Origin of the sequence: Plantibacter flavus (assembly GCF_002024505.1) — a bacterium.
Lineage (GTDB): Bacteria > Actinomycetota > Actinomycetes > Actinomycetales > Microbacteriaceae > Plantibacter > Plantibacter flavus_A.
The window spans coordinates 3160981-3180984 of sequence record NZ_CP019402.1; the positions used below are offsets into that span (position 1 = coordinate 3160981).

At 63.3% G+C, this 20004-nt stretch carries 18 protein-coding genes; 5 read left to right on the top strand and 13 right to left on the bottom strand.

Translation table 11 applies throughout. The annotated features are described in order from the left end of the window. Window positions 1-531 precede the first annotated feature (531 nt). The 4 genes from BWO91_RS14635 to BWO91_RS19750 form a co-directional block, all read right to left on the bottom strand. A complete protein-coding gene (locus BWO91_RS14635) occupies window positions 532-1719 on the bottom strand; it encodes a sensor histidine kinase (protein ID WP_153303493.1) in 1188 nt (395 codons plus the stop codon). Next, the gene (locus BWO91_RS14640) at window positions 1719-2378 is read right to left on the bottom strand and encodes a response regulator (protein WP_153303494.1); all 660 of its coding nucleotides are present in this window, start codon (window positions 2376-2378) and stop codon (window positions 1719-1721) included. Before BWO91_RS14640 ends, BWO91_RS14635 begins: the two co-directional genes overlap by 1 nt. Window positions 2379-2538: 160 nt before the next feature. After that, entirely contained in the window at window positions 2539-5694 is a 3156-nt protein-coding gene (locus BWO91_RS14645) for a hypothetical protein (protein ID WP_153303495.1), read from the bottom strand. Continuing rightward, the gene (locus BWO91_RS19750; protein ID WP_153303496.1) at window positions 5691-6365 is read right to left on the bottom strand and encodes a hypothetical protein; all 675 of its coding nucleotides are present in this window, start codon (window positions 6363-6365) and stop codon (window positions 5691-5693) included. The genes BWO91_RS14645 and BWO91_RS19750 overlap by 4 nt, the downstream gene beginning before the upstream one ends. A 249-nt stretch (window positions 6366-6614) precedes the next feature. On the opposite strand from BWO91_RS19750, the gene BWO91_RS20430 reads away from it, so the two are divergent. Further along, a complete protein-coding gene (locus BWO91_RS20430; RefSeq protein ID WP_276207373.1) occupies window positions 6615-6746 on the top strand; it encodes a hypothetical protein in 132 nt (43 codons plus the stop codon). 36 nt (window positions 6747-6782) lie between these two features. Here BWO91_RS20430 and BWO91_RS14650 read toward each other — a convergent pair whose 3' ends face one another. From BWO91_RS14650 to BWO91_RS14675, 6 genes are all read right to left on the bottom strand, one after another. Next, window positions 6783-7301, bottom strand: coding sequence for a signal peptidase I (locus tag BWO91_RS14650; RefSeq protein WP_167620505.1), 519 nt, complete (start codon window positions 7299-7301; stop codon window positions 6783-6785). Window positions 7302-7349: 48 nt separating this feature from the next. Then, window positions 7350-9074 (bottom strand): hypothetical protein, encoded by a 1725-nt coding sequence (locus tag BWO91_RS19755; protein ID WP_153303497.1) that lies wholly within the window; start codon window positions 9072-9074, stop codon window positions 7350-7352. Further along, a complete protein-coding gene (locus tag BWO91_RS14660) occupies window positions 9071-9658 on the bottom strand; it encodes a hypothetical protein (RefSeq protein WP_153303498.1) in 588 nt (195 codons plus the stop codon). The genes BWO91_RS19755 and BWO91_RS14660 overlap by 4 nt, the downstream gene beginning before the upstream one ends. A 73-nt stretch (window positions 9659-9731) precedes the next feature. After that, window positions 9732-10040: a hypothetical protein gene (locus BWO91_RS14665; RefSeq protein WP_153303499.1), complete on the bottom strand. Its 309-nt coding sequence runs from the start codon at window positions 10038-10040 to the stop codon at window positions 9732-9734. Window positions 10041-10072: 32 nt separating this feature from the next. Further along, a complete protein-coding gene (locus BWO91_RS14670; RefSeq protein ID WP_153303500.1) occupies window positions 10073-10864 on the bottom strand; it encodes a hypothetical protein in 792 nt (263 codons plus the stop codon). Window positions 10865-10911: 47 nt separating this feature from the next. Continuing rightward, on the bottom strand, window positions 10912-11586 hold the full coding sequence (locus BWO91_RS14675) for a hypothetical protein (protein ID WP_079003091.1): 675 nt from the start codon (window positions 11584-11586) through the stop codon (window positions 10912-10914). A gap of 807 nt (window positions 11587-12393) precedes the next feature. On the opposite strand from BWO91_RS14675, the gene BWO91_RS14680 reads away from it, so the two are divergent. From BWO91_RS14680 to BWO91_RS14695, 4 genes are read left to right on the top strand one after another with little or no spacing between them, the layout of a single operon-like run. Next, window positions 12394-13425: an iron-siderophore ABC transporter substrate-binding protein gene (locus BWO91_RS14680; RefSeq protein ID WP_079003092.1), complete on the top strand. Its 1032-nt coding sequence runs from the start codon at window positions 12394-12396 to the stop codon at window positions 13423-13425. Window positions 13426-13472: 47 nt separating this feature from the next. After that, complete coding sequence (locus tag BWO91_RS14685) at window positions 13473-14420, top strand: FecCD family ABC transporter permease (protein WP_205847535.1); 948 nt, start codon at window positions 13473-13475, stop codon at window positions 14418-14420. Beyond that, window positions 14417-15439: a FecCD family ABC transporter permease gene (locus BWO91_RS14690; RefSeq protein ID WP_167620506.1), complete on the top strand. Its 1023-nt coding sequence runs from the start codon at window positions 14417-14419 to the stop codon at window positions 15437-15439. The genes BWO91_RS14685 and BWO91_RS14690 overlap by 4 nt, the downstream gene beginning before the upstream one ends. Beyond that, window positions 15436-16260, top strand: coding sequence for an ABC transporter ATP-binding protein (locus BWO91_RS14695; RefSeq protein ID WP_079003095.1), 825 nt, complete (start codon window positions 15436-15438; stop codon window positions 16258-16260). Before BWO91_RS14690 ends, BWO91_RS14695 begins: the two co-directional genes overlap by 4 nt. On the opposite strand, the gene BWO91_RS14700 is transcribed toward BWO91_RS14695, so the two are convergent. The 3 genes from BWO91_RS14700 to BWO91_RS14710 all read right to left on the bottom strand — a co-directional run bounded on the left by BWO91_RS14700 (window position 16229) and on the right by BWO91_RS14710 (window position 19987). Next, window positions 16229-16711 carry a GbsR/MarR family transcriptional regulator gene (locus tag BWO91_RS14700; RefSeq protein ID WP_079003096.1) on the bottom strand — a complete coding sequence of 161 codons (483 nt, stop codon included), beginning with the start codon at window positions 16709-16711 and terminating at the stop codon, window positions 16229-16231. The genes BWO91_RS14695 and BWO91_RS14700 overlap by 32 nt on opposite strands. 969 nt (window positions 16712-17680) lie before the next feature. Next, window positions 17681-18526, bottom strand: a complete 846-nt coding sequence (locus tag BWO91_RS14705) for a PRD domain-containing protein (RefSeq protein WP_167620507.1) — start codon at window positions 18524-18526, stop codon at window positions 17681-17683. A gap of 45 nt (window positions 18527-18571) precedes the next feature. Further along, window positions 18572-19987, bottom strand: coding sequence for a glycoside hydrolase family 1 protein (locus tag BWO91_RS14710; RefSeq protein ID WP_079003098.1), 1416 nt, complete (start codon window positions 19985-19987; stop codon window positions 18572-18574). Window positions 19988-20004: the final 17 nt, after the last annotated feature.

The following is a 20004-nucleotide window of genomic DNA, read 5'->3' on the forward strand; positions in this document are numbered from 1 at the left end:
AGCTCGGACGGAGCACGAGCCTTTGCTCGCGCTCCGTCCGAGTCGTTTCGCTCCGGTTCTCGCGTCAAACGGCCAGAGCACCTTCGCGTAGTACTGCCTGGTCTGCTCCCGATCTGCACCGTTGCTGGGTGCCGTCGCACGGAGGACCATCATCGCGATCGACGTCTCTGCGTGTCGGAGACTGGTTTCCGAAATGCGTGGAACCTCTCGGGAGGGTTTCGAACGGATTGGTCGGGGTCCAGAATCGATTCACGGCGGCGCGGGACAACCGCGGCTCGGTGGATCGAGTTGCTGGTGCGGTGCATTCGGAGCCGCATCAGCCCGCTCGGCGTAGACTCATCGGCCACCCGTGGCCTGTGCGCCAAGGGCCTGGATCGTCCCTCGGGGCTGAGACGATCTCGAAGCCGGTGACGCACGCGCCGGCGGAGAGGGCACGGGTCGACCGTGTCCTCTCCGCGGCAACCTCTTGAGTCTCGTCTAGCACGGTGTTCCGAGCAAGGTTTCCCTCCTGACCGCGTCACCAAGCACCGGCTAACCGGGTGGCGGCTCGGACAGAAGCTGTGTGGAGGTCAGCGGAATGCGTGCCCACAACCGCGCGCCTCCAGCCGGGGCTTCACCGAGGTCGATCTCACCCCCATGAGCGCGGATCCGATTTCGGAGCGCCTGCAGGCCACGGTCAGGGCCCGGCATGCTCGGCATACCGGTGCCGGCGTCGTCGAAGACGATCGAGATCGCGGAAGGAGGATCCCCGTCGAGTCCCACCGTGAGGTCGACGTGGCGTGCAGCACCGTGCTTCAGTGCGTTCGTCAGTCCTTCCTGCACGATGTCGACGACGAGAGTCCTGATGCCACTATCGAGCTGCGGTTGCTCGAGCCGCTCGATCTCTTCGAGCTTCGGCTCGATCGCAACGGTGAAGCTCACGTGTGACGGCAGCCGGTCGAGCATTAGGCGTATCGCACTCGGAGCCCCGAGGTCGAGCCCTGCGGGCCTGGAGTACTCAGCGACTGCCCGGACGTCCCGTTCACGCAAGAGTTCCAGGTCACGGGCGACGGCAGACAGCCCCTCGACAAGGGACGGCGCGGATTCGCCGGCCACGGCCACGCGACGCAGCTGCGCCACTTTCCACTCGATGAAGAGGATGGACTGCTGGAGAGAGCCGTGCAGGCGTCGGCGAATCTCTGCGCGAACCTCTTCTTCCTTGCGAACTCCTGCCTCCAAAGCTTCAGCCGCCCGAAATCGTGCTTCGAGCTCTGAACGTTCCCTGATACGGGTGCGAACGCCGACATCGACGCTCAGCAGCCCGACCGCTGCGAGCATCATCAGGAGGAGCGCGACGAAGAGCTGCCGGAGGAACGACGAGGCCGGGTTCGGAGGCTCTCCGAAGAACTGCATGACGACACGAACCGCGCTCACGAGCAAGATCACTTCTCCGATGATCCGCGCGCGTTCGACGCGCCCTCGGAAGACCGGATTCCGCCACCGATAGGCAGCCGCGACGACGAACATGCAGACGAGATCCATCAGAAAGTCAGTGACGATCGTCCGTTGTGCGCCGAGATCGAGGTGCGGCGCCCACGTGAATGCGACGCGCAGCAGTCCGAGCCAGGTGAGAGCGATCGCCTGCCCCACGACAAACCGTCGACCATCATCAGGGACGTATTCGTCGCGTGAGACCAGTGGGTTCGGCAGGGGCTTGAACCCCAGGAGGCGGCTGGGCATCAGATCGTCCTCGACGTTTCACGCAGGAATGCGATCGTGGCCGATACACGTGGGTTCACATTGCCGTCATTGGAGATCTTGAGCACGTCGTAGATCCCCTTCAAGTGACCTTCCACGGATCGCACCGAGAGAGCCAAGCGATCCGCGGTCGCCTGATTCGAGTACCCCTGGCTGACGAGCTTCAACACCTCGAACTGACGCGCCGTCAAACCCGCCAGACCGGAGCCAAGCCTCGCAGTCGACTTGTCGACCAATGCTGGATCAAGGATCGTGTTTCCTTGAGCAGTGCCCCAAAGCACCCGGATCAGCGTCTCCGCGTTCATCGACGACAGCTTCGACAGGTAACTCCACCCCGCGGAGATGTCCTCGGGCAAGCTCAGGACGAGATCCATGACATCGTGGCTGGAAAGCAGCAGTATCCCGAGCTCGGGGTCGCGGCGACGCAACGAGACACCCAGCGCCACACCGTTTCCGTCCGCGAGCTCGACGTCCATGATGACGACATCGGCTGTGCCTGGAAGAATCTTCCGGCGCGCTTCCGCAGCGCCGCTTGCCGCCGCGACCACCGTAGTCGTCGGATGTGCGTTCACAACGGCTGCCAGCATCGCGAGATACAGCTCTTGGTCCTCGACGATTGCGACTCTCAAGGCGGAAACCAAGGGCACTCCATACTCGAAGGAAACCGGCTACAGGCTGCGCGCACGCACCGAAGCGGTGCCGCTCCACACCGAACTGTAATCGAACCTCAGTACTTTCCTCAGGATGGCGCGTGGAATTACCTGCGCGCTTGAAACAGTTCGCTCCGCAGAGGCTTCGCGTCTACCAGGGTGCACGCTTGGCCGGCGTACCCGGTGGCTCCTCCTTCGGGTCCAGATCAGCCAGTTCCCAGGTGCGCGTGAACAGGGTGTACTTGCCGGTGAGTGTGAGGAGGTCGAGGTCTGCGAGCGTCCAGCGAGCGATCGAGACCTTCAGCCGCCCGGCGAAAGTAAGGAGGAGGTCGAGCGACACCTCCACCTGGACTGCAGAGCCGACATTCTTGATGGAGCCACTGATCGATGCTTGCCCGGCCACTGAGAACTCGGGACCGGCGAAGCCATAGATCTTCGAGGTCACCGACACCTCCGGACCGATCGCGAAGTCGCCGGAGAGTTTGAACTCGACGTCGCTGAGCTTCTCGGGCTTGAACGGAGAGCTCGTTATCTTGGGAGCCTTCGACAGGGAGCGGCTTCCCGCTCCCGACGAGTAGGTGAAGCCGGCTACGTCCTCACGGGTGATCCCGATCGAAGGGATCGACACAGCCGCTTGCCACCGCATAGACACTTTGAACGCGACGTCCACGGAGTTCAGAATGACGACCGGCACCGGTCCGACGGGAACGGTGAACGCCGGGAGCTTGAATCCGGCGACCTTGTTGCGGATGGCGTGCTCGAGTGACGAAGCGATGAACACCATCACGCTCGCTTCGGCCTTGATCTTGGTCCTGACCTTGACCGTGAGCTCGTCGACCACCACCGATGTGGAGAACCAAGCGAAGGTGAAGTGGGTACGCAGTACAAACGTGAGTTCGAAACCGACCTGTGCTGCTGCCGACAGCACGAGCCCCGTCTCCTGAGTGCGCGTCATCTCGCGGAATTGGCTCTGGAGGAGCGCTTTCGGGTCTCCAGCGGCTTTCGAGAGATCCGAAAGCCTCGGGGATTTCGTCTCGGTGTCGTACACGGCTTTGACATGGAGGCGAGATGACAGCGAGATGCCGAAGTCCCCCGGTTCATCGTCCTTACCCGAGCCGTCCGTCATGGCGACAGCGCCTGGGGGTGGAACGCCGTCGACCGAATACGACTTTCCCGCGTCTCGGTGCGCTCCCTGAAGGGCGCCACGACCATCCACCGAGGATTGCGGCTCGGCATCGCTCGGTTCTGACAGGTCGTCGAGGTCCACGGCCTCGCCGGAGAGTATCGACGAGCTGATTCCTCCCTCGTCGATCTCGTGCTGGAACTCCGTCTCTTCGGGTGCAGTCTCGGGATCGTCGTCGACGAGAATTCCAGCCGGGTCGGTCAGGCTGACCAGCCGCTCCACGTCGGCCTGGTAGAACACGTCCTCGACCCGTGCGGGAACTGTCGTCACAACCCATTCGTCGTAGATCCGGTCCGCCGCTTGCACGATAACGAACACACCGTCAGGCGCTTGCTCGGTGGCCTCAGACACGAGGACATCTCCGGGACTCAGACCCGGATCGCTGGTGAAGGTCACTCGACTCGACACGACGTCCGCTACAGCCGGCGCCTGGTCAACAACACCGTCGGATCCGGCAATCGACGGTGACGCGCTCGGGGGCCCCAGCGGTGCCGCCACCGGTCCGCCGAGGTCCGTCCGCGCTATCACCACGTCCGGCGCGACCACGGTGTCCGTCTCGTCGACTGCGTCTACCTCGAGACTGATCTCAGCGGTGCTCGTGTGTCCTGCCCGGTCCACCGCGGTCGCCGTGTATCGATGCAGTCCGTCCTCTGGGGCTGAGACCCGATAGGCCCAGGTGAGCGCGCCCGTCGAGTCGTGCAGAACTTCGGCATTGCCGATCAGACCAGCCGGACCGGATACCTCAACGCGGTCGAGGCTCGCCTCGGAGATGTCGACGGTGCCGGACAGTTCGACGGTCCCGTTGACGCCGAGATCGACCGATTGGCCGGGTTGGTGTGATCCGATGGTGATCGCGGGCCGTGCCCCCTGGCGCACCGGCGCCTGAGGTCCGAGGACCTCGCCAACCGTGAGCACCGACGCAGCGGTCTGCCCCCGCCCAAGCGAAAGCGTGCTCACGCCCCGTCCTTGCAGCGGCGTCACGACCAGCTGCGGCTGGGCTCCCGCCTTCTCGTCCACGATGATCCCTCGCGCCCGCCCGCTGCTCGGCGGCCCGAGGTCGAGCAGCGTCGTCTCGCCGGCCGGTCCTGCGGACACAAGAGCGACAACATGGGTGGCGTCTCGAGGCGAGCCGAGCTGCACTTGCTGCTGCCGCCCGGGAGCATCGCCCAGGTCGATGACCTCACTCTTGGATTCGGACGAAGCCGTGGGCGACAACCCGCCAGAGACGTTCGCGCGCGCGAAGTCCTCGCCTGCGCCGGCAACCCAACCTCGGACGTCCAGTCGGAATGAGCCGCTCCCCTCGGTCAGTCTCGCAGATGTCGCTCCCGTCTCGTCCGGTGTGAGCAGCGTGGTCACCGATGTGGTCCCGGCACCGAGCACGATCGATTGCCCATCGAGCCGGAGCGTCGTGGCTGCGTCAACGGTGGACGTCGCTGTCACGTACACGCCTCGGACGCCATCAGACGGAACCCCTCCCACGCCAACGAGGCCGACAGTCACGGGTTCAGCCGATATCTCGGTTGCTGCGATTCCTCGGCTCGTGTCCGCGCGAGTCACCGGCTCAGGCAAAGCGATCGTTTCCCCAGGAGACGGAAGCCGGTTGTCTCCGAAGACGGCGAGTACTTCGATCCTGGTGTCTGCAGGATGCGTCGACCAGAGGTTGATCCGACCCGACACCACGGGTAGAAGCACGCTCGTGGACGCGGACTGGCCTCTCGCGACGGCGAGGACCGGATACCCGGGCTCTTGCGATCCGCCTCCCGAGCGGACGCTGAGTTCGGATTCGGCGGTCAAGACGGCGATGCGAACGAGGATTGCGTTCGGCGTGACGGTCGGATCTCCGGCCCCGAGCATTGCTGACACGTCGATCATCGACGCCGGATCGGTGCCGAGCCGCTCTCCGCGCCCGATCTCGGATTCGACGACCGGCACGACACCCCGAGGTTCCGAGAACGGGAGCCTCTCCCCCACAGCGACTGTGGGTGCCGCAGACGGGGCATTCGGGTCCGTTGTCGCAGCGAACGCACGCGCTGGCAGGCCGGCGATCGTGCCTGCAGTGAGCACCCCGATCGCAACAAGAAGTCCGATGACCCGCCTCGGTGAGAAGCCCTGCGTCGCCGTCATGATGACGCTCGATCCGAACTGACGGTGCGACGCAATCGACGAAGAAGGATTCCGACGCAAAGGAAACCCGTCGCAGCAATCGCGGCAGGTAAGAGGGCGAGTCCGGTGCTCTCCAGCCACCCCGACGGCCGCCCGCGATCGGCAGCTTCATCGGACCCAGCAGCCGGCATGCTGGTGTCGTCGGGCACGTCCGGCACGAACTCGTCGTCAGGCGCACCTGTTCGGGCTGGCGTGATCCGCTCGCGCGTCTCGGCAAGAATGCCACCTGTCGAGGACACCGCGGTCACCGCGAGGTCGGGATTGAGGTTCCGAGAAGGTTGAAGCCGAGCGAGCACTCGAACAGCCACCTCATGAGGATCTGCTGCTTCTCCGAGATCGACTTCGGCATGGAGCCCGAAGGTCGTTTTCACCGGAACCAGCGCCTCCCAGCGACCGGAATCCAAGTGATAGGACATCTCCACGTCCTCTGCGCGGAGGCCTGCTTGTTCGAGATCGATCCAAATGGCGGATGTGTCGTCAGGAAGTTCGAGTGTACTCGACGTCGCTTGCGCTGGAACGGCCGGGAACAACACCGCCCAGGTCATGATCAGGCAACCTACCACCGCTACTCCGGTCGCTATGCGCGTTCGCACGGAAGCGCGGTAGCGCACTCCAACACCGTGCTGAGCCATGAGCAACTCCTTTCCATGGGACGGCTCGGAGTGTGACTTCGAGCGCGCGGCGCCGACCTTGCGGGTCTGCTCTCGTACGATGCTGTCGCAAAGAGGAGCACCCTGCCCGGTGACCGAGTGGTACCACGCGGCGGCGTCTTGACATCGTCCGAGGCGCCCGATCGGATGAGAGTCTCATCGGTCCGCGGCAAGCGGGTTCGCGCCTTCGGGATGGCCGATGGTCGTCCGAATCCAGAAGAGGTGTTTTACGTGTACGTCATCCTGCTGTGCATCTTGATCGGCGTCCTCGTCGTCGTCTTCGTCACCGCGGTGGCCGTGAATCGCGACGAACGGGGCCGACGCAAGACTCGCGGCGATTACGACAGCAGGCTGCCTCGGTAATCGCCGACGATTCCACGGCGGCACGCTCGGCCCGCATCAGCTTTCTGGAGAAGCTGTCCGACTGCTCCGACGTCGGTCGATCGGCCAGAGATAGACACAGAGGACCGCCACAGCCACCACGGCAAGCCCTCCTATGCCGAGCGGTTCGCGAAGCGACGCGACGACGTACCCGAGATGCGGGACGGCCGCGACGAGCTCTCCCGCCGTTGACACGCGATACGGCTCCGGGTCCTCGACATCGTTTGCGTCTCCCTGCAACGTGAACATCCATTGATGACCGTCGCGCTCGATCGTCACGACCCGATGCGTCACCAGGCCACGGCCGTCGGTTCGATTCACCGTCACGATCTCACCGATCCCGACATCCGAGGCCGGCACGGTGCGTGTCACGATGAGAGATCCCGTCGACAGCGAAGGCTCCATCGATCCCGAGATGACCACGTGTGACCGCAGGCCGAGCGCGATGCCGAGCAAGAACAGGATGATGGAGAGAGCTCCTATCCCAGCGGCGACCCACAGCGTCGCGGAACGGAGCACTGCCAGGATCGGCCACACGATGCCGCCTTTACCCTGACCATGGCCGGATGCATGTTGTCGTGACATCTATTCCGCTCGGACTCTCGTGGTGCCCGTCGAGACCACCGGGATCGGTGTACCGAACGGGCTCTGTGCGCTGGACGCTGCGTAGTCGTATACGCGGTATCCGGCTACGGCAGCGGTCCGCGGCATGCATCGCGTGAAGTTCCATCCGGCGGCCGTTCCGGCCCCCCAGGCGTACACCTCACCGGACGTCGTCGTCACCCAGGCAGCGCACTGTGTCGCTGCGATGGCTTGGAGAGGTGCCGCTGGCAGCCCCTGGACAGGAGCAGGAAGTGTGACGACCCGCGAAGGGGCATCAGTGGAGCAGACGAGCGGTATGGCTCGCCTGCTCACGTCGTCCCACCCGCCACCAACCGCCTGGCACAGGTTGTTATCGCCCCAGCCGAACGCGCGACCGGTCTTCGTGAGCACGAGAACCGAACTGATGCCGGCTGTGAACCGGTCGACTGAGTCCGTGCTGCCGTCGATCGTCACCGGTGCGGGAGAGAACACGTAGTTGCTGCTGAGCGGCGTGAGACTGGACGTGCGGCCCAAGAAGGTCTTGCCGAAGTACTCGGCCGACACCTGCCACGTGAGCATCGTCCCGTTCTGCAGCAGCAGACGCGGCGCGCGCGCGCTGAAGCCAAGTTGACGGACCGGGCATGGCCCGGAATCAACCTGACCAGACGCCTTCGTTCCATCACATTCTGGGAGCGTTCTGCTGACCATGTTCGCGACGATGGCACGATACCGGACGTTCCTGGCCTCTCTCGTTCTCAGCGCATCAGGTGAGAAGGTCGACCCGTCGGCCGCTCGGTAGAGGTGCGGATACGCGGCGAAGAGCGCTTCGTTGGCACCTTGGTTTAAGGTCGGACAGCCCGTGTCGAGTATCAGTGCCGACACCCCGTCGGAGTTGTCATAGCCCCAGGTGTACACCAGACCATTTGTCGCGACGGCACCACTGGAGTTGGTGCCTCCCCACAGGGAGTGCCAAACGACCTCGCCCGCGTGATTCGGCATTCCCGCCTTGCATGATCCACGCCCCGGCAGCGCACCGGTCGTATTGGACATCGTCGGCGCCGTCCTACTCGCAACGGAACCGTCTGGAAGAGGTAGGTTTTGCCCTCCGTAACCCCACACCCACAGCTTCCCGGAACCATCCAGCGCAAAGAACTGGTTCTCAGAACGAGCGATATCGACGATTTTCGGCAGGGGAACGGCAGGGTCGGATGTGGAACTCACCTGTCCAGGGGTGGCTGCGGCCTGGGCGCTGAGTGGTCCACGCCCGATCAGCGAACGTCCAACGTCACCTCCAGGTAAAACCGCACCCCAGGTCCACACCCGCCCGGCGGAATCGAGAGCCGCAAACGAGGTGGTCAGAGCCTGGGCCGAGGTGAAGTCGTCGGTACTCCCTGCAGCATCGACAATGACGACTCCCTCAGGAAACACAACTCTGGTCGGAGGTGCAGAAGCACTCGTCGTCAGTCCTCCGGCCCCGTCACCGGTACCCCGATAGCCAGCGACGAAGAGCTCGCCGAAACGGGAGAGGAACAGGCTCGACCCGAACGACTGATCATACGAAACCGGCAGCGCAGGTGGTGACTCGGTCCGGAGGCGCGCGGCCGCGTACGTCACGTCCACAAATCCAGCAGATGTGCTGGAGACACCGACCAGACCGGTCATCACCGTCATCATTGCGGCCAGGCCGATCAACGCGGCCCGGCGCCGGACGCCAAATTCGACGGTCATAGAGAGCTCCCGCTGATCGTGATCGTGAGACTCAGGGACCCGTGCGCCACAGCGCGCAATTCATCAGTGTTCGGGAGGTGGACATACACGCTCAGGACCACCTGTGACGTGGCCGGCCCGCTCCACACGGCACCTTCGGCGATGGGCTCAGAGATTCTTGGCGATAGCGAGATACTCTGGGAGCGAGGAATCACCGCAGCCGCGAGTCCGTTCACCTCGGGCTCGTCAGGTGATCCGAACACACCAACGGTCTCCCCTCCCGATGCCGATGATGCCGAGAACCGCACGGTGTCGGCTAGAGCACCGTCCGCCACGATCGAGAGACGTATGTTCGCAGCGATCGTGGGGCTGTTGTTGAAGACTCGGATGTCGATTCGAGCGGTCGCTCCCGGAACGAACCGGTCTTCGTTGGCGTAGGACAACGTCGCCCTCTTCGCTCCCACTTGGGTGGCGAAGCCAGATGGCGTGACGAGTCCAAGGGAGAACGTGCCGCTACTGATGGTGTGCATGTCAATGACGGCGCGGTCAGAGAAAGCTGCACGAGCGTTCACGACAGCGATGCAGCTCGAGACGACGAGCAGCATGGAAAGAATGACCGCCACACGAAACCGACTCGGAGACCGGGACGGGACGACCAAGGTCTGGAGCTCACGAACTTCAGGCATCATCGTGGTCCATAGACTCATCGGGCGTCGTTCTGGCCTGGGCATTCATCGCGCCGAAGCAGGACAACGTCAGCTCTCCGGTGGCTGTCGCCGATCCCGGCGAGGAAGCGAGATGGCCCATTGTCGGAGTGTCGATGGTCACCGAGTCTCGCAGTGGCTCGCCAGGGAGCTCCGACGGCTCGGTCGAGACGTCCGCCAGGAGCAGTAGCCAGGTCATCACTGCCAGCAAAAAGAAGGTAAAGCTGAGTAGCGCGGTCAATCCCCTCACCTGTCTTTCATCGCTGTTCTCGTTCTTCGACATCGTTCGCTCGATCGGAGTTGAAGCGTTCTCCATCACTCCAGACTTTCCTCGAGGACGAACGATTCACCGACACGGGTCTCCGCGAGCAAACGGATGCCGATGTTCGCTGGCTGATTGAATGCCGAGCGAGGCGCATCGGCGCGTAGCCAGATTTTCAACCTGATCGACGTTGAGGTTCCCGGTTTGAGGGAGACCGGCAGCGCGGCTCCTCGGCCGTTGTTCAGGTTCAGGAGTTCCGGCGCTGGCAGTGGAGTCCCATCTCTTAGGAGCGACACTGAACTGTCGTAGACGCCGAACACCAGAGCGTCGCTGATTGCAGAGGCATCGGAGAGTTCCTGGTCGTACACAGAGACGTACACGTCCGATTCAGCGGAATCGGGACTCAGGTAGATCTCGACCGCGAAGGAGGCAGTCTCAGTGCGCGGTTCACCCGCTCCGCCTTCCGGAAGCGCTCGGATCGGTCTCGCTTCCGGTGCGATGCGAATCTGTTGCGGCGCCCGCGGATCCGAGTACTGAGACAGCCCGTCAGCTGACTGGGACACGTCGACTCGGCCGCTGACGCGAGCATGCGCCCTCTTCTCCTCGGTGAACGCAGCAGAAGTCGTACTGATCCCGGCGATGATCGCCCACAGGAACACCGCTACCACCGCACCTGTGGCAACCCGTCGACAGCTCGAAGCCGATCGGTTCGTGGTCACAACTTCTGTCCTTCGAAGAGTCTTGGTCTTCCGGAGGCGGCTCTTGATCGCGAGCTGATCTCCCACGAACGCGCCGTCCCCGTCCGCCGCTTCAGGATCACCATCTGCCTCCAGCACAGATGTCATCGGGACCGAGGTTCCTTCACCCCGCGCGTGAAGACGGCCTGACCAGGTCAGTCGATCGACTGCCCGTCGAAACGCGCGTGGATCTGCACCGACCCGCCGTTCGCGGCGTTGGTGGCCTCTTGCGTCGCACCGTTGACGAGGTAGGCGCGCACGACGAGGACTCTGCCAGTGCCGGGGCTCAGCGTGCTCAAGGCACTCGACACCGTCGCCTGTCCAGCTGCCAGCCGGAGCCCCGATACCAACCAGGTCGTTGGAATCGTGGAAGCGTCCTCGACCTCAGCGATGTCGAACCTGAGCAGCCCCGCGTACGCTGCGTCAGCGCTCGAGGGGTTCGCGTTCACATCGACGAACGTCACCGATGTCGTCGACTTCAAGCTGGTGGACTCGTTCCGGAAAGGCAGTTTGACGATGACTGGCGCTCCGCCCGGGACGAGGCGATCCGCACCCGCGATGGGGGCCACGTCCACCGCTGTCGGGTTCGCCTCCACCCACGCGGCCACAGACGCCGTCGTGTTCTCCTGCCCGGCGGACACCTGGAGGTTGTACGCGTTCGCGCGCCCGCCGAATCCCCCAGATCCGCCCAGGCCGAGAATGCCGTAGTCGGTGAACGCTGCCGTGCTGGCGAGGATCGCCACACCGAGCAGCGATCCCGTTGCGATGGCTGCGCGCTTCTTGCCGCTGCGTCGGCCATTTCGCGCGCTGCTGTCTGACTGCTGTGACATGACTGCATCCTCCCGGGTTGGTGTAGCGGAGCACGTTCGGCCGCGGGCTCAGTATCTCTGCACGTCCACCCCCTTCGAAGTGCGCGACCAGCGGTTCCACGTGCTTGATCCCGTCACGTCGGGCTGGTGAGCGCCGCGCATGCGGCGACGGATCTGCAGATTCGCTCAGGCGCGGGGAAATCTCGGCGTGCGATGTCCACCGAAGCGCACCCATCGCGATCGGCGGCTGGGTGATTCCACGCGACCGAGATTGACGAATTCCCGCCGGTGCGGGTGAATAGTCCCGGGTCCAGCGATCGTGGTGGCGTGGAGAGACGTGCAACGACTGACGCCGGACCTGCTGGCTGTATCCCCCAAGCGGCCAGCCGGAGGGGTCGACTGCATGTGTCGACCCCTCCGACATTGTCGGCAGTGAACAATCCCGACAGTGCGATGGATCGAACCGCACCACGTCGGCTTGGGTGTCATGGTTCGGTGAAAAGGATCCTCGCACGACAGACTTTCGGACGTCCTGGTCGGCGCGGACCCCGAGGCATCGGTAGAAGGCAAGCGCTCGAGCGAAAGCGCCGACCCATCGACGGGTCGCCTGTCATGTATCGACATCCCCTGACTGCACTCGAGAAATCAACGGACGACTTGGGGCCCTGTCCTGCGGACGAATTGTCGCCACCTCCTCGGTTCGAGGTCCAGCAATCGACTCGGTCGGCGGTACCATCGGGCCTCATCTTTCAAAAGATTTGAACTTTCACTAAGTCGAGGCTAGCCTAACTCCTCGGGGCTTCCCTTGCCACGAGAGGACACATCTGTATGAAGACACAACGACGTTCCCTGTCAGTCACCGCGGTGCTGATCGCTGCGATGGCCCTGACCGGCTGCACGAGTTCCACCGCCAAATCGTCCGCAGATGAAGGCGGCAGCACCAATGACGATTGGGAGACCGTCACGATCGAGCATGCTCTGGGCGAAGCTGTAATCACCGAGAAGCCAGAACGGATCGTGTCCCTCGGCCAGGGATCGGCGGAAACCGCGATCGCACTGGGAACAATTCCCGTGGGCATCGAGGAGTACAAGTGGGGCAGCGACGAAAGCGGATATCTGCCGTGGATCCACGAAGCAGTCACCGAGCAGAAAGCTGAACTGCCCGTGCAGTTCACCGGAACGACGGAGCTCGACATCGAGACGATCGTCGGACTCGAGCCCGATCTGATCCTCGCGCCATGGTCTGGCGTCACCCAGGAACAGTTCGACATCCTCACGGACATTGCTCCGACGGTCGCCTACAAGGAGGAGCCCTGGGTGATCACCTGGGAGGAGCAGATCGAGGTCATCGGACAAGCAATGGGCAAGACCGAAGCCGCGCGGGATCTGATCGACGAGATCAACACGCAGCTCGGGTCAGCCGCACGCAAGGAGTACGAGGGAATCACCTTCTCCTACATCTACAACGACGGCCCAGGCACCCTTGGCGTGTTCTTCGAGGACGAACAGCGGGTGGCCATGGTCCGAGCGCTCGGGCTCACGGTCGATCCGGTGATCGATGAATTGCGAGAGTTCGAGGTCGAAGGCACCGACTCGGCGTCATTCGGCCTGGAGAACGCGGACAAACTTTCAGGGTCCGATCTCGTGTTCACGTTCTACTCCGATGAGGCGAACCGAGCAGAGATTGAAGGGCAGCCGCTGTACCAGCAGATCCCAGCAGTCGCGCGCGGGACAGTTGTCGCTCCCACGGACCAGCCATTCGTGACCGGTTCATCGATGATCAATGCTCTGACTGTGCCCTGGACCTTGGAGCGGTTCGTACCGCTGATTGACGAGGCCGTCGCAAAGCTCGATCGGTGATGCGCGGGGCGAGCCCCTCACGCGTGAGGTCGATCGTACTCGCAGTGGTGGGGCTCGCGACCGCCATCGTGTGCAGCCTGTTCTTCGGCGGCAAACTGACCGACCCCGCCGACATCGTCTCTGCCCTTCGTGGATCAGGCGAACCCTATGTCTCGGCCGTTTTGGACGCTCGAATCGACCGGACCGTCATGGGTGTCCTCTGCGGCGCGGCGTTGGCGGTGTCCGGCGTGATCATCCAAGCCATCACACGAAACCCGCTCGGAGATCCAGGACTACTGGGAGTGACGGTGGGATCGTCAGCTGCGATCGTAACCGCTGCATCGATCACGGGTTCAGGCTTTGGCTCCGGTTCGGTGTGGATCGCTTTCGCGGGTGCACTGGTGACGGTGGTTGCCGTCTATGCAGTCGGTGCTCGCTCTGCGTCAGGGAGCATCGTCTCACTCGTCCTGACGGGCGCCGTGGTGTCGGCTGTGCTGAGCGCCTACGTTCAGGCGATGATCCTCACGAATCCCAGCGTCTTCGACTCCTTCAGGTTTTGGGTCATCGGCTCGCTCAGTGGTCGGGATACCGAGGTCGCCGTCATGGTCGCACCTGCATTGATCATCGGCCTGCTGATAGCGCTGATGCTCTCCCCGTCGCTGAACAACCTCGCTCTCGGCGAGGACGTCGCAACGTCGTTGGGGACGCCGGTCGCGCTTGTTCGAGCTGGCGGCATTTTCTCCGCATCGATCCTTGCCGCCGCGGCGACAGCAGCGGTGGGCCCGATTGCATTCGTCGGGCTCGTGGTCCCCCACCTGACCCGCTCAGTCGTCGGCATCGACCACCGATGGCAGATACCGGTTGCTGTGGTTCTCGGGGCGGCGCTCCTTGTGGTGGCTGACATCGCCGGACGCATGATCGCCCGACCGGAAGAGATCATGGTCGGCATCGTGACCGCGCTGGTCGGAGCGCCGTTCCTCCTCCTCGCCGTGCGCAAGGGATGGGCGACACGATGAGCCATACCGACACATCTCGGCGATTTGCGCTCTCGGTCGACCGGCGCTTCTGCATCGTCGCGATCCTCTCGATCGGGTCCCTCCTGATCGTCGCTCTTCTCACGCTCACCATCGGAAAACTGGGCATCCCGGTCACCGAACTCCCTCAGGCGCTGGTGGGTCGTGCCGAAGGACAAACAGCTTTCGTGTTGGAACGGCTGCGAGGTCCGCGTTTGGCTACAGCAGTCTTGGCCGGCGCCCTCCTCGGGGTCTCAGGTGCGTTGTTCCAGACGGTCACTCGCAATCCTCTCGGAAGCCCCGACGTCATTGGGCTCGGAGCGGGAGCCGGTGCAGGTGTAGCGCTCATGACCCTCAGCTTCCCCCTCTTCCCAAGCTCGCTCGGCGCCGTACTCGGTGCCGCGATCGCCACTCTCGCTGTGTACGTGTGTACCGGACGAGGATTCCGGTCGCCCGCTCGCACGATCATCGCCGGCATCGCTGTGGCCGCGATGGCCGCAGCGATCATTGAGTACGTCGTGAGTACTCAGCTTCGGGATGCGGCATCCCAGCTGGCCGCTTACCTCGTCGGATCGCTCAATGCCAGCAACGGACAAGACGTCCTCGTGACACTCGGCGCGGTTGTGCTCATACTCCCGGCAGCCATCGCCGTCTCGAGAGACGTGTCTCTCCTGGAGATGGGAGACGATACCGCATCAGGTGTCGGCATCGACCCGAACCGCACACGATCGATCGCCGTGATCCTCTCGGTGCTTGCCGGAGGAGCGGCAGTCGCAGCAGCCGGCCCCATCTCGTTCGTATCGCTCACCGCCCCACAGATAGCGCGACGCCTACTCAAGACCTCCAACGCCAGCGTGTTCTCCTCCGCGCTCACCGGAGCTCTCATCCTCACCGCCGCCGACCTCGCTGCGCAACAGGCACCGCTCGTCGCTGGTCTCCCCGTCGGCGTCCTCACGCTCGGGGTCGGTGGAATCTACCTCGGATACCTGCTCGTGCGCGAACGCTCAAAAGGACGACTATGACGACACCCACCCACCGCTCCACCCCGCTGCCGGAGACCGGACTGCACCTGCAACACGCACACCTGGCCTACGAAAACCAGGTCGTCAGCACCAACCTGAGTTTCTCGGTACCCGAGGGCGAGTTCACGGCGATCATCGGACCAAACGGCTGCGGTAAATCCACACTGCTCAAAGCCCTAGCCCGAACGCTACGCCCAACTACTGGGACGGTATCGCTCGATGGGAAGGACGTCCGCACGCTGCGGCCGAAGGCTATCGCGCGGCGAATCGCCGCGCTCCCGCAACACCCGATTGCCCCCGATTCGCTGCGCGTGCGCGACCTCGTCGCGCGGGGTCGCCACCCCTACCACTCCATACTTCGCCAATGGCTGCCCGGAGATGCTGAGATCGTGGACACTGCGATGAAAGCAACGGGCGTGAAGGACTACGCCGAGAAGCTCATCACGGAGTTGTCTGGCGGTCAACGGCAACGGGTTTGGATCGCGATGGTCCTAGCGCAGCAGACAGACTACGTCCTCCTCGATGAGCCCACCTCGTTCCTCGACCTGGCGCACCAGGTCGAACTCCTCCACCTCTGTCAAGACATGCGCAACGACGGCCGCACCGTCGTAGCCGTTCTCCACGACATCAACCAGGCAGCCAGATATGCTTCACGGTTGGTCGTCATGCACGACGGTCAGGTCGTCCGCCAAGGAACCCCACACGACGTCCTCAGCACCGCTCTGGTGAGGGAGGTGTTTGGGATCGACGGCATCATCGAACGCGACTCGCAGACCGGGTCGCCGCTTGTCACGGTGCGCCGGCGTCACGTTTCCGCTTGAATTGCTCCCACCCAGCGGGTAGTTTCGCATCGATCATCCAGCCCATGTAGTCGCGCATGTTCCGCAATCGTTCCCAGGACCGGCCACCCTCGCTCACCAACGACATCGCCTCCTCTGCAAGACGAAACTGGTTCTGCAGATACTCCTGCTCGGCAGCCAGAAATCCCGCCCACACATCGTTTCCCATGGTGAAGAAGTGGGCACGAACACCTGGCTTACGGACCCGATGGACGAAACCACGGTCGATCAACTGCCGTGTATACGTTGACACCGATCCACTACTGATTCCGAGCTTCTCGGCCAACTCGGCAGCACTCACTTCACCTGTCTCGTCAAGAAGTAGATACCCCGCGATCAACCCCTCGAGACGAGACTCACCTGCCGCTGACCAATGGTCAGCGAATCGTTCAATGGCAGCGCGCTCCCGTTGAGTTTCGATCCGTTCGGTCATCTGTCTCTCTGTCGTAGTTCTCGATGGCTCGCGGACGAGCTCAGGCGTGGCGCTGTGATGCGGAAAGCCGGCGGTGCGTTCCAGGGTCTCGGTCCGGTAGACCGGCTGGCGTCATGCAGCACAACGACTCATCCGATCGCGTGGCGTCGACAATGCTGTTCGAAGCCTACCGACCTCGCCACTCTTGCGTTGAAGCGGTCAGCCAAGGCGATCCGAGTCCTCCATGTCAAGAAGCTGACCATCAACGACGAACGCGACGACCCACCCGTGACGACTCGTCGATCACCACGGTCACCACCTCAACCGAGTCGAGCGTCGAGAACCGAACGACCTCAGGATCCCCCGACACCGCAAATCGCGCAATAGCCCGTTGCACGAATCGCGCCACCGACAGATTCGGCAACGCATACACGGTTCCATCGTGGAGCAACATCCATCCTGCCGCCATCGTGGCTCCGTCGCTCTGTACGGATGCTGGAGGAGGCCACCCGCCGTGACCGTACGCCTTTTCGTGCGACGACACCAGCTGAAGTTTGCTCACGAAGCGGCGACGACCTTTCGACCGCAACCGCACTGCGCAACACGTTCGCCAACCTGGTTGGCCGACGTCGCTCGTGCGCTCTTCGTCCGGTGCAGTCCGCGTGTTTCCACGCGGCTGATGTTGACGACAGCACACTGGGACGCGTGAATTGAAGCGGAGCTGGGAGTTGATCCGTGTGTGAGAGCACGAAGACAACCGCCCAATCCGCCGGCCCCTCTCCGTGGCCATTCGGAGGGGTCGACCGCAGGTTCGGCCCCTCCGTTCTCGTTCGACGCCTTACATCGATGCCGCATTCACACGACGAACAACGTCGCACGGCCGCCGTGAACCGCGCAGCGGGCACCGAGCAATACACCAGAGGGCGTGCAACGGGGCGTTCTGCGCCGGTCAGTGACTGTACCCAGTCGCCCGCTTGCAGGGTCTTCTGACTACCGCTCGCTGATGTCGAGGATGAGACGCGCCACGTGCAAGGCGAGGTAGGCGATCTCATCTTGAGTGAGCTTGGTACGGACTCCCATCTCAATCAGATACGCGATCTTCAGCGAGCAGGCGATTGCCTCCGGGTGGGCGTTGGAGATGGCTTCGAACAATGTCGGGTGCGGATCAGCAATCTGTTGACCCGCGTTCACGCGCGCGAACACGTAGCGAAGGTGAGTGATGAATCGAGCAGCGTTCATGGAACGCCTGTCGACGGCAATGGAGAAGGTACTTTCGATCACGGCGAAGGATTGTGCAATGATCTCCGTCATCTGCATCGCGGCTCCGACACCTGGCGTGGTGAACTGCGCGTTCACGAGATGCATCGCGAATGCAACGGCTTCATCCGGATCGATCCGTATGTGGAGGATCTGACTGGCAAGCGTCACAGCCTCCTGACCCACCGCGAACTCGGCAGGGTACAGCTGGCTGACCTCCCACAGCAGGGGGAACTGCATCTCCATGCCGCTCTCAGCGCGCTGCATGGCGAAGTGCAGGTGATCGGCCAGCGGGAGGATGAGGGCCTGGGTGACCCGAAGCCCGAGCCGCTCGTTCGCCAGTTCAGCGATCCTGGCTGCGGCGCGCACACACGCGAGCGGCGTGTCTGCCAGATGCTCCGTCAGACGGTCAGCGGCCGCGTCGCCTCCGGCGAGGAAGACCTGCTCGACCTTGTCCTGATCGAGCAGGTCTCCCGCGCGCACGCCGAATCCCACACCACGCCCGAGCGCGACGAACTCGTGGTCGTCTTCGTCGGCCGCCAGGACGGCGTTGTTTCCGATGATCCGCTTGATGGTCATGGTCGGGCGTTGCGTCATTACAGGCCACCGTCCTTCTGCTCGAAGCTAACCGAGATCCAAGCCGTTGACGGCGATGACCCCGCGGTACCAGTGGAAACTGTCTTTCCTCGAGCGTTCCAGGCCACGAAGGTCGGTTTCGGTGCGGTCGACGTGAATGAAACCGTACCGCTTGGAGATGCCCTGATGAGTGGAGACGAGGTCCATCGCAGACCACGGGCAGTAACCGAAAACATCGACGCCGTCGCTGATCGCCAACCGTATCTGCTCGATGTGTCGACGCAAGTAATCGATCCGGTACGGGTCATGGACCACGCCGTCGACAAGCTCGTCGAACGCTCCCGATCCGTTTTCGGTGATGATGAGCGGCAACCGGTAGCGGTCCCAAAGCCGTCTCATCGTCGTCCTGAACCCGACGGGGTCGATCTCCCAACCGAAAGCGTTGGTAGGAAGGTGCTCGTTCTTCGCTGCTCGGTAGACTCCGACCTCGCCGCGGACGATCTGCTGGTCTCCCCCACGATGCTGGATGTCACTCGCGTCACCACGGGAGGCACCAACCGTCTGGGTTGAGTAGTAGTTGAACGCTATGAAGTCCGGCCGCCCCGCCGCGAGCGTTTCGGCGTCCCCCTCGCGCAGCTTCGGGGCGATACCCCGCTCCGTCAAGTAGGCCCAGGCGAGCGGATGATAAGTTCCACGAACGGCGACATCGAGATACATGAGGTTACGGATCGCATCCCAGTCATCGGCAGCGAGCACATCTTCCGGCGCCGGGCTGGCCGCATAGACCGACACGATGTTCGGCGCTGGCCCGATCTTCGCCCCGGGCAGCACCTCGTGACACAGGGCCATGGCGCGCGCTGCAGCGAGAAACATGTGATGGTTCTGCTGGTAGATCGTCCGCTGGTCGGCTTGACCGCTGCGCCCGGTGGTACCGATCGCCTTGCCGTGCAGGATCATCATGTTCTGCTCGTTGATGGTGAGCCACGTCGTCACCTTGTCCCCGTACTCGTCGAAGAGGATGCCCGCGTAACGCGCGAATGCTTCAATCGTGGCAGGGTCCGACCAGCCGCCCCGGTCGTCGAGCGCAGCAGGCAGGTCGAAGTGATACAGAGTCACGATCGGCTCGATGCCATGTGACAAGAGTTCGTCGATGAGTCGATGGTAGAACGCCACCCCGGCAGGGTTCACCTCCCCGTCACCGTCCGGGACGATCCGGGTCCACGCGATCGAGAATCGGTAGGCCTTGAGGCCGAGTTCTGCGAAGAGCGAAACGTCCTCCCGGTACCGGTGGTAGTGGTCCGCTGCAACGGTGAAGTCGCTGATGCCCTCAGCACGGTGGATGTGGAGATCGACGACCGAGGGGCCTTTACCGTCTTCATTCCAGGCACCTTCGACCTGGTAGGCGGAGGTTGACGCGCCCCAGAGGAAGCCGCGTGGGAAGGGTGTGAGCTGTGTGTAGTCCATGAGTTCTGCCTTGAGGT